This is a genomic window from Stenotrophomonas sp. 05L44_2, from assembly GCF_056665995.1.
This window is the reverse complement of the sequence record NZ_JBFTNR010000092.1, coordinates 1-8,330: the sequence shown is the minus strand read 5'-3', so window position 1 is coordinate 8,330 and position 8,330 is coordinate 1. Positions and strand designations below refer to the sequence as shown.

At 66.1% G+C, this 8,330-nt stretch carries 7 protein-coding genes and 1 pseudogene; 3 read left to right on the top strand and 5 right to left on the bottom strand.

Going from position 1 to position 8,330, the window contains the following annotated elements:
• The 5 genes from AC1VAN_RS05130 to AC1VAN_RS05110 all read right to left on the bottom strand — a co-directional run.
• Positions 1-691, bottom strand: a 691-nt coding sequence (locus AC1VAN_RS05130) for a TonB-dependent siderophore receptor (protein ID WP_480985387.1), incomplete at its 3' end; no start/stop codon positions are given.
• Positions 692-1,048: 357 nt separating this feature from the next.
• Positions 1,049-2,740: a malate dehydrogenase (quinone) gene (gene mqo, locus AC1VAN_RS05125; RefSeq protein WP_480985386.1), complete on the bottom strand. Its 1,692-nt coding sequence runs from the start codon at positions 2,738-2,740 to the stop codon at positions 1,049-1,051.
• A gap of 193 nt (positions 2,741-2,933) precedes the next feature.
• Positions 2,934-3,380 (bottom strand): N-acetyltransferase family protein, encoded by a 447-nt coding sequence (locus AC1VAN_RS05120; RefSeq protein ID WP_480985385.1) that lies wholly within the window; start codon positions 3,378-3,380, stop codon positions 2,934-2,936.
• Between the two features lie 79 nt (positions 3,381-3,459).
• The gene (locus tag AC1VAN_RS05115) at positions 3,460-4,044 is read right to left on the bottom strand and encodes a hypothetical protein (RefSeq protein WP_025873891.1); all 585 of its coding nucleotides are present in this window, start codon (positions 4,042-4,044) and stop codon (positions 3,460-3,462) included.
• Positions 4,045-4,146: 102 nt separating this feature from the next.
• Positions 4,147-5,052, bottom strand: a complete 906-nt coding sequence (locus tag AC1VAN_RS05110) for a LysR family transcriptional regulator ArgP (protein ID WP_480985384.1) — start codon at positions 5,050-5,052, stop codon at positions 4,147-4,149.
• A gap of 140 nt (positions 5,053-5,192) precedes the next feature.
• Between AC1VAN_RS05110 and AC1VAN_RS05105 the strand changes: the two genes are divergently transcribed.
• The 3 genes and pseudogenes from AC1VAN_RS05105 to AC1VAN_RS05095 form a co-directional block, all read left to right on the top strand.
• The gene (locus AC1VAN_RS05105) at positions 5,193-5,828 is read left to right on the top strand and encodes a LysE/ArgO family amino acid transporter (RefSeq protein WP_025873889.1); all 636 of its coding nucleotides are present in this window, start codon (positions 5,193-5,195) and stop codon (positions 5,826-5,828) included.
• Positions 5,829-5,990: 162 nt separating this feature from the next.
• A complete protein-coding gene (locus AC1VAN_RS05100) occupies positions 5,991-7,979 on the top strand; it encodes an alpha/beta hydrolase family protein (RefSeq protein WP_442251634.1) in 1,989 nt (662 codons plus the stop codon).
• Positions 7,980-8,074: 95 nt separating this feature from the next.
• Positions 8,075-8,330, top strand: a pseudogene (locus AC1VAN_RS05095) (S9 family peptidase); the annotation flags it as partial.

Genomic DNA, 8,330 nt, shown 5'->3' with positions numbered 1-8,330 from the left:
CCATCTTGTTCTCTTTGTAGCGGTCGTAATAGAAATCACGATCGGTGTAGGCGGCGACCACGCGGCTGCGGAAGCGGCCGTCGGCGGTCAGTGGTGCGGTCACGTCCGCTTCCATGCGGCGGTAGTCCCAGCTGCCGGCACTGACCGAGAACGAAGCGTCGAACTCCTTGCCCGGGCGCTTGCGCAGCAGGTTCACCGTGGCCGACGGCACACCCGCGCCGCTGAGCAGGCCGTTGGCGCCGCGGATCACTTCCACCCGGTCATAGAAGGCGGTGTCGTATTCCTGGTTGGTCGAGCCGCTGTAGGTCGGAATGCCATCCACCTGGAAATCGGTGATGGCAAAACCACGCGCGTAGTACAGCGGGCGCTGGGTGTCATAGAAGGACACGCTGACGCCGGTGACATTGCGCATCACGTCGTTGAGGCTGAACAACGATTCGTCCTGCAGGCGCTGCAGGCCGATCACCGTCGACGACTGCGGTGTTTCCTGCAGGGTGATCGGCAGGCGGGTGGTGCTCGATGGTGGCGCGGACTGCTCGGCGCGCACGCTCACCCGGTCCAGGGTCTTGGCGTCGGAGGCGTAGGCAGCGACCTCGGCCAATGCCGACGGCGCAGCCAGGGTGAGGCAGGACAGCAGGGCGGCGGGCAGCAGCGCACGGCGGGGCAGGCGGCTGGGGAAAATCTGGGTCATGGCGGGCTCGGAGCGTAGAAGCGGGGAAGGGGCGGCAACAGTCGTCCAGCACCCGGGGCGGCGGCTTCGGGCACGTCAGGTCCATCTGGGAGGGGCGCGGTCACTGCGCAGGACGCAAATGTAAATAATTCTTAACAACATTACAATTCGCGTCATTGCGCAGGGGCTTTCAGGCGCGCAGCAAGCGTCAGGGCGGGGTCGGATCCCATTGCCGCAGGCACTGGGCTCTGACCCTGCGAGGGGTCTCCCGGAACGGGTCAGAGCCCTCCCGTGCGGGAGGGATCCGCCCCGTCGCCGCGCGCAAACGCAGACGGCCACCCGAAGGTGGCCGTCCGCAGGCATCCGCCAAGCGCAGGCTTACAGCGCCTGCAGCTCTTCGTTGGCGTTGCGCTTTTCCTTGGCCGGGGCCGGCGCGGCCGTCGGTGCCAGTGCAGGCGTCGTACCTGCTTCCACCGGAACCTCCAGGTAGGGCAGGTGCAGGGTCTGGCTGGTCAACGTGCGGATCTCGTTGGTCAGCGCGGCACTTTCGTTGAGCTTGCGGCCGTACGAGGGAACGATCTCGCGCAGGCGGGCTTCCCAACCGGCCTTCATCTGTTCCGGGAAGGCCTTGGCCATCAGGTCCAGCATGATCGGCGGCGAGGTCGAAGCGCCCGGCGAGGCACCCAGCAGCGCAGCGAGGGTGTGGTCCTTGTCGGTCACGATCTCGGTACCGAACTGCAGCACCGCGCCCTTCAGCGGATCACGCTTGATGATCTGCACGCGCTGGCCGGCGGTGACCAGCTTCCAGTCGCCCGGCTTGGCATTGGGGAAGTACTTGATCAGTTCGGCCTGGCGATCGGCATCGTTCAGGCGCGCCTGGCCCATCAGGTACTGCACCAGGTCCAGGTTGTCCTTGCCCACTTCCAGCATCGGGCCGACGTTGTTGTGGTTGACCGACGAATACAGGTCCCACCACGAGCCGTGCTTGAGGAACTTGGTGCTGTACAGCGCGAACGGCCCGAACAGGACCACCGGCTTGYCATCCAGCTTGCGCGCATCCAGGTGCGGCACCGACATCGGCGGCGAACCGGTCTCGGCCATGCCATAGGCCTTCACGCCATGGCGCGAGGTCACGTCCTGGCCCTGGAAGGCGAGGAACTGGCCGCCCACCGGGAAGCCGGCGTAGTCCTTCGATTCCGGGATGCCCGACATCTGCAGCAGCTTCAGCGCCGCGCCACCGGCACCGATGAACACGAAGCGGGCGTGGGTGGTCGATTCGGTGCCGGCCTTGAGGTCCTTCACCGTCACGTTCCAGCTCTTGTCCGCGTTCTGCCGCAACGCGCTGACCTCGTGGTTGAGGTGCAGGCCGAAGTTCGGGCTGTGCTGCAGGCCGGCGGTCAGCTGGCGGGTGATGACGCCGAAGTTGACGTCGGTGCCCAGCGGCATCCACGTTGCGGCAACCTTCTGCTTCGGGTCGCGGCCTTCCATCAGCAGCGGTGCCCACTGCTTGATCTGCGCCGGGTCCTCGGAGTACTGCATGCCGTAGAACAGCGGGTTCTTCACCAGCGCCTGCTGGCGCTTGTGCAGGTAGGCGATGTTGTCATCGCCCCAGACGAAGCTCATGTGCGGGGTCGGGTTGATGAAGTCGCTGGGCTGGCTCAGCCGCCCCTCCTTCACCTGGTGCGACCAGAACTGGCGCGAGACTTCGAACGATTCGGCGATGCCGACCGCGCGCTTGGTCTCGATGCTGCCATCGGGCAGTTCCGGGGTGTAGTTCAGTTCGGCGAATGCCGAGTGGCCGGTGCCGGCGTTGTTCCAGCCGTCCGAGCTTTCACCGGCGACGCCGTCGAGACGCTCGTAGACCTGGATGTTCCAGTCCGGCTGCAGTTCCTGCAGGTAGGTGGCCAGGGTGATGCTCATGATGCCGGCGCCGACCAGCACGACATCGACGGGCTTGTCGTTGTTCGCGGCGGGCACCGAGCGCTGGGTCAGCGGCCAGTACAGGAACAGCGCGGCCACCAGCAACAGCAGCACGAGCAGGGCGAGCAGGGCCTTGCCAAATTTCTTCATGGGGGCGGGATCGTTGGCGGGGAAGGGGGTCAGGATGCGCAAGAAACAGGGAAAGAGCGTGAAGAAACAACGCCTTGCAGCATTCCTGTGGCAATTTTAACCGCTTCTGGTCCGATTTTGATGCAACGCAGCATCCGACGGCTCGCGGCACCCTCACCCGGTAGCGCCGGGCCACGCCCGGCGATGCCCTCGATCACGCCAGTTCAAGGATCTCGTCACCGGCCTCATCGATCTCGCCGGTCGCCTTCCAGCCCAGGTGCCGGTAGAAGCCATGGGAACGCGAGCGCGGGTCGGCCGAGCAGGCCAGGAACAGGCGGCTGTGGCCGGCATCGCGGCTCAGGCTGACCACGTCCTGCAGCAGTTGCCGGCCGATGCYACGCTTCTCGAATTCCGGCAGCAGGGCCAGCACCAGCACCTCGCCGCTTTCGCGGTCGGCAAAGCAGTAGCCGGCCATCCGTTGGCCCTCCCAGGCGACGCGGCCAATCGAATCGCCATCGGCGATACCTGCGGCCCAGCTTTCTTCGGTGATGCCCAGCTCGGCCAGTTGCGCTGCACTGAAGGCGTTCTCGCGGGTACGCCCGCGCAGGTCGATGCAGGCGGCGGCGTCATCGGGACGGGCATTGCGGTAGTGGATCGTCATCTGGGAAACCTGCGGTCGAATGGAACCGGGCGATTGTGGCCGACGCCTATGGAGATTGGATGGAGACCGGCGGCGCTCCTCACTCACTGCCGATGGTGAAGTACTCCGCCGCGAAGTAGCCCAGTTGATAGGCCAGCGTCGCTGCGGCCAGCCCCAGTTGCGCGCGCGTACTGCGCAGATGCCAGCCCAGCGCGGCGACGATGAGCATCAGCACCGTATGCAGGGGGTAGGCCTCGCCCAGCAGCCGCCATCGGCTTCCCCCTTTGATCGCGGTATCCACAAGATCCAGAAGGGTCAATATCGCGACCACCCCGAAGATCCAGCGTCGACGCTGCATCAGGTAGTTGCCGTAACTGCCGTACTCGCGCAGGTCTTCGGGAAACAGCAGCGCGCACAGCAGGAACCAGGTCGCGCAGTAGGTGATCACGAACAGATAGATTTCAAACGTCCAGCGGTGTACTTCAACCAGGCGGAATTCCCACCACCAGAAGGTCACCAGCGATACCAGCGTCCACACCACCCAGCACAGGTGCAGCGCCGAACAGCCACGCCGCTGCGGGTGTTCGATGATCTGCGCCAGCCCCTTCAGCAGGGTGGTGATGGACAGGCCGAGGATGATCCCCATCACCACGCGGATATGCAGGAATACCGGTTCGGTTTCCATCGGTCAGCCCCCTCGTCGGTTGCACCGATGCTTGCATGAAAAGGGGGCGGAGCGGATCAAGGCGTTTGTAGCACAAGCGACTTGATCCTCTCCGTCCCCTCATCAGCGCCTGCGCTGCACCAGTGCCGAGGCGGCGTCCAGCACTGCCCGGGTCAGCAGCGCCATCGTCTGCACGTCGCCTTTCCAGTGCTGCCAGTACAGCGGCACGTCTTCCCACGCGCGCTGCCGCACGTAGACCAGGCGCCCGGCGTCCAGATGGCGCTTGACCAGCGGCAGCGGGTTCATCGTCCAGCCCAGCCCGCCCAGATTGGCCTGCACGAAGGCGCGGGTGGAAGGAATCCACCACGTCGGCGCGGTGCTGGGCAGGTCGGCGCCGGCCATGCGCCGGGCAAAGCGCGACTGCATGTCGTCCTTGCGGTTGAACACCAGCACCGGTGCCTGCGCCAGCGCCTGTGCGGTCACGCCCTTGGCAAAGTGCTGCTCGCGGAACTCCGGCGTACAGGTGGCGGCGTAGCGGATGCTGCCCAGCRCGTGGATCTGGCAACCCTGCACCGGCTCGTCCAGGGTGGTCACTGCCCCCAGCACGGTGCCCTGGCGCAGCAGTTCGACAGTGTGGTCCTGGTCCTCCACCCGCAGGTCCAGGGTGGTGCCGGTGCCCTGCGCGAACTGCTGGGCGGCTTGTGGGAACCAGGTCTCCAGGCTGTCGTGGTTCACCGCTACGGGGATGCTGGCCTGCGGCAGGTCCTCGTCGGCCAGGCCCATCCGGTGCAGCGCGTCGTGCTCCAGCAGSGCSGTCTGYTCGGCCAGYTGCACCAGCAACTGGCCCTCGACAGTCGCGGTCGCAGGCGTGCCGCGCTTGACCAGCAGGCGGCCGATGCGGTCTTCCAGTGCCTTGACCCGCTGCGAGATGGCCGAGGGGGTGACGTTGAGCGACTGCGCGGCACGGTCGAAGCTGCCTTCGCGGATCACCGCAGCCAGGGCCCGCAGCTGGGCATGGTCGATGCGCATGGCGATTAAGCTCCGCTAATGTTGGTTTAGTAAGTTTAGCTCGTCTTTTCTATGTTGCGGCGCGACAATGGCGCCCGTTCCGGTGCTGTCCGCCTTCGCGAGGCACCGCTCCCCCCAAGCAAGACAAGGTAGTGAATCCCATGTTCTCGGTCATCTCCGCCAGCACCGGCCTTGGTGCCTGGTTCAGTGGTGCGGCTACCGGCATCGGCCTGTTTGCCGTGGTCGGCGCCCAGAGCGCCTTCATCCTGCGCCAGGGCATCCTGCGCAAGCACATCGTGCCGGTGGTCGCCACCTGCGCGGCCATCGATGCAATCTTCATCTTCGCCAGCGTGGCCGGCCTGCGCACGCTCACCACCGCGCTGCCGTGGCTGACCACCGCCGTCCTCTGGACCGGTGTGGCCTTCCTGGCCTGGTATGCGATGAAGTCGGCACGCCGTGCGATCGCCGGTGGCGGTGGCATGGGCGAAGCCGACAGCGATGACGGCAGCCGTCGTGCGGTGCTGATGGCGGCAGTCGGCTTCTCGCTGATCAATCCGCACTTCTGGCTGGACATGATGGTGATCGGCTCCATCGCCGAGAACTTCGGCAATGCGCGCATGGCCTTCGCGGCCGGCGTGGTCACCGCCAGCTGCCTGTGGCTGACCGCGCAGGGCCTGGGCGCGCGCCTGCTTGCGCCGCTGTTCACCAAGCCCAGCACCTGGCGCGTGCTGGACGGCACCATCGCGGTGATCCTCAGCATCCTGGCCCTCACTCTGGCGGTGCGCGGGGTCCATTGACCCGGCGCACGCCCCCCGAACCCACGTCCTTACTCTCTCTCCAAGGTAGTGGCAACGACGGCACCGGCAACGGTGCCGTCGTTTTTTCTGCCCACTGGCGGCGCGGCCGCTTGCCTGCCTAGAATCGAGACTGCGGGCAGGGGCCCGTTCTCAGGGGGAAGGATGCGCAGGATTGTGCTTGCCGCGCTGCTGTGCGCGGTGGTGGGCGGGACGTCGGCGGGTACCGGCGGGGTGGACCTGGACCGCTACCTGCGGCAGGAAGCATTCGCCGACATCAAGATTTCGCCGGGTGGCGAGTACGTGGCTGCCACGGTTCCGATCGAGGCGGGTACGGCGCTGGCGATCTACCGGATCGCCGACATGAAGATGGTCGGCACCTTCCGCCCACCCCGCAACAACCACGCCCATACCTTCGACTGGGTAAGCAATGAACGCCTGCTGGTGGGCATGGCGCAGAAGCTGGGTGTGCTGGATCGACCAGCGCCCACCGGCGAGCTGTTCGGCATCAAYGCCAACGGCAAGGGGGGAGAACTGCTGGTCGGCTACCGCACCGCTGAAACCGGACTGGGCACCAACATCAAGGTCAAGCCTGCGGGAATGGTGGCGGCTTTCCTCACCGATGAGTTGAAGGACGACGATCGCAACGTGCTGGTGGCGGTCACTCCGTTCACCGACAACGCGGCCACCCAGATCGAACGCATGGACGTGAGCACCGGTCGCCGCAACGCGGTCGCGCGCGCGCCGATCGCGCAGGCCGCCTTCACTACCGACGCCCGGGGCGAAGTGCGCTTCGCTTACGGCGTCGGACCTGACCAGAAAAAGAAGCTGTATTACCGCGCCGGTGCCAGCAGCGAATGGATACTGCTGCACGATGAGGCCTTGAACCCGCGCAACGAAGCGGCCATCGGCTTCTCGGCCGACGGCCGCCTGGCCTATCTGCAGGTGGAGCAGGCCGAAGGCCCCGACGTGATCGTCAGCTGGGACCCGCAGAACAACGAGCGGCGAACGGTTCTGCGTGATGAGATCGCCGACCCTGCACGCATCATCCACCGCCCCGGTACGCAGGTGCCGGTGGGCGCGCTGTTCATGGGCACTACCCCACGCACACGCTTCTTCGATGAGACCTCGGAGGATGCCCGGCTTTATCGCAGCCTGGAAACCGCGCTGGGTGCTCCGGTATACATCACCTCCAGCACCCGCAACGGCAGCACTGTCCTGGTGGAATCCTGGTCGGGCCGCAATCCGGGTGATTTCTACCTGTATGACACGCTGGGCAAGCGCGCCCGGCACCTGATCAGCCGCAGCGACTGGATCGACCCGGCGCAGAGTGCCGACGTACGCGCCATCACCTTGCAGGCCCGCGACGGCCGCCCCCTGCATGGGTTCCTTACCGTGCCACCGGGGGTGCCGATGCGCGCGCTACCGATGGTGGTGGTGCCGCATGGCGGTCCGATCGGGGTCCTGGACGATGGCACGTACTCCACCGAGACGCAGATGCTGGCGGCCGCCGGCTATGCCGTGCTGCAGGTGAATTTCCGTGGCTCGGCCGGTTACGGGCGCGCACATGCGCAGGCTGCGCGCAAACAGTGGGGCGCGGCGATGCAGGATGATGTGACCGATGCCACGCGCTGGGCCATCGAGCAGGGAATTGCCGACCGTGAACGCATCTGCATCTATGGGGCCAGCTACGGCGCCTATGCGGCGCTGATGGGGACGGTGCGAGAGCCGGGTCTTTACCGTTGTGCGGCAGGTTACGTTGGCATCTACGACCTGCCCTTGATGTATGCGCGCGGGGATATCCAGAGTGACGAATCCGGGTTGATCTACCTGCGCGAGTGGCTGGGACGGCCCAAGGATCTTGTCGAACGCTCGCCGGTCAACCTGGCCGCGCAGGTTGGCGTGCCGGTGCTGCTGGCCGCCGGCCGCGAAGACCAGCGCGCACCGGTGGTGCATACCGAGCGGATGGAGGCGGCATTGAAGCAGGCCGGAACGCCTGTGCAGGCCCTGTACTACAAGAACGAAGGGCATGGGCTGTACAACCTGGCCAACCAGCGCGACTACTACGGCCACCTGCTGGCGTTCCTGTCGCGCAGCCTGGGCGGAGCAACGGCGCAGGTGACGGCCGCTGGCAATGCGGAGAAGGCGCCCTGAGTCCGGCGATGGCGGCCTCGCCACTGGCGGAGCCATCGCGGGCCTGCCTAGAATCGGCGAATCTGGACAGGGTGTCCGGGCAGGGAGGGGGAAGGATGCGAAGGACTGTACTTGCCGCGCTGTTGTGCGCGGTGGTGGGCGGGACGTCGGCGGGTACCGGCGGGGTGGACCTGGAGAAGTACCTGAAACCGGAGTCGTTTTCGAACGTCAAGCTCTCGCCCGGCGGCGACTACGTTGCCGGCACCGTACCGCTGGACGATTCCACCGCGCTGGTCATCCTGCGCACGTCCGACCGCAAGCCTGCCGGCGTGTTCCGCCCGCAGGACAAGAACCACGCCAACACCTTTGAAT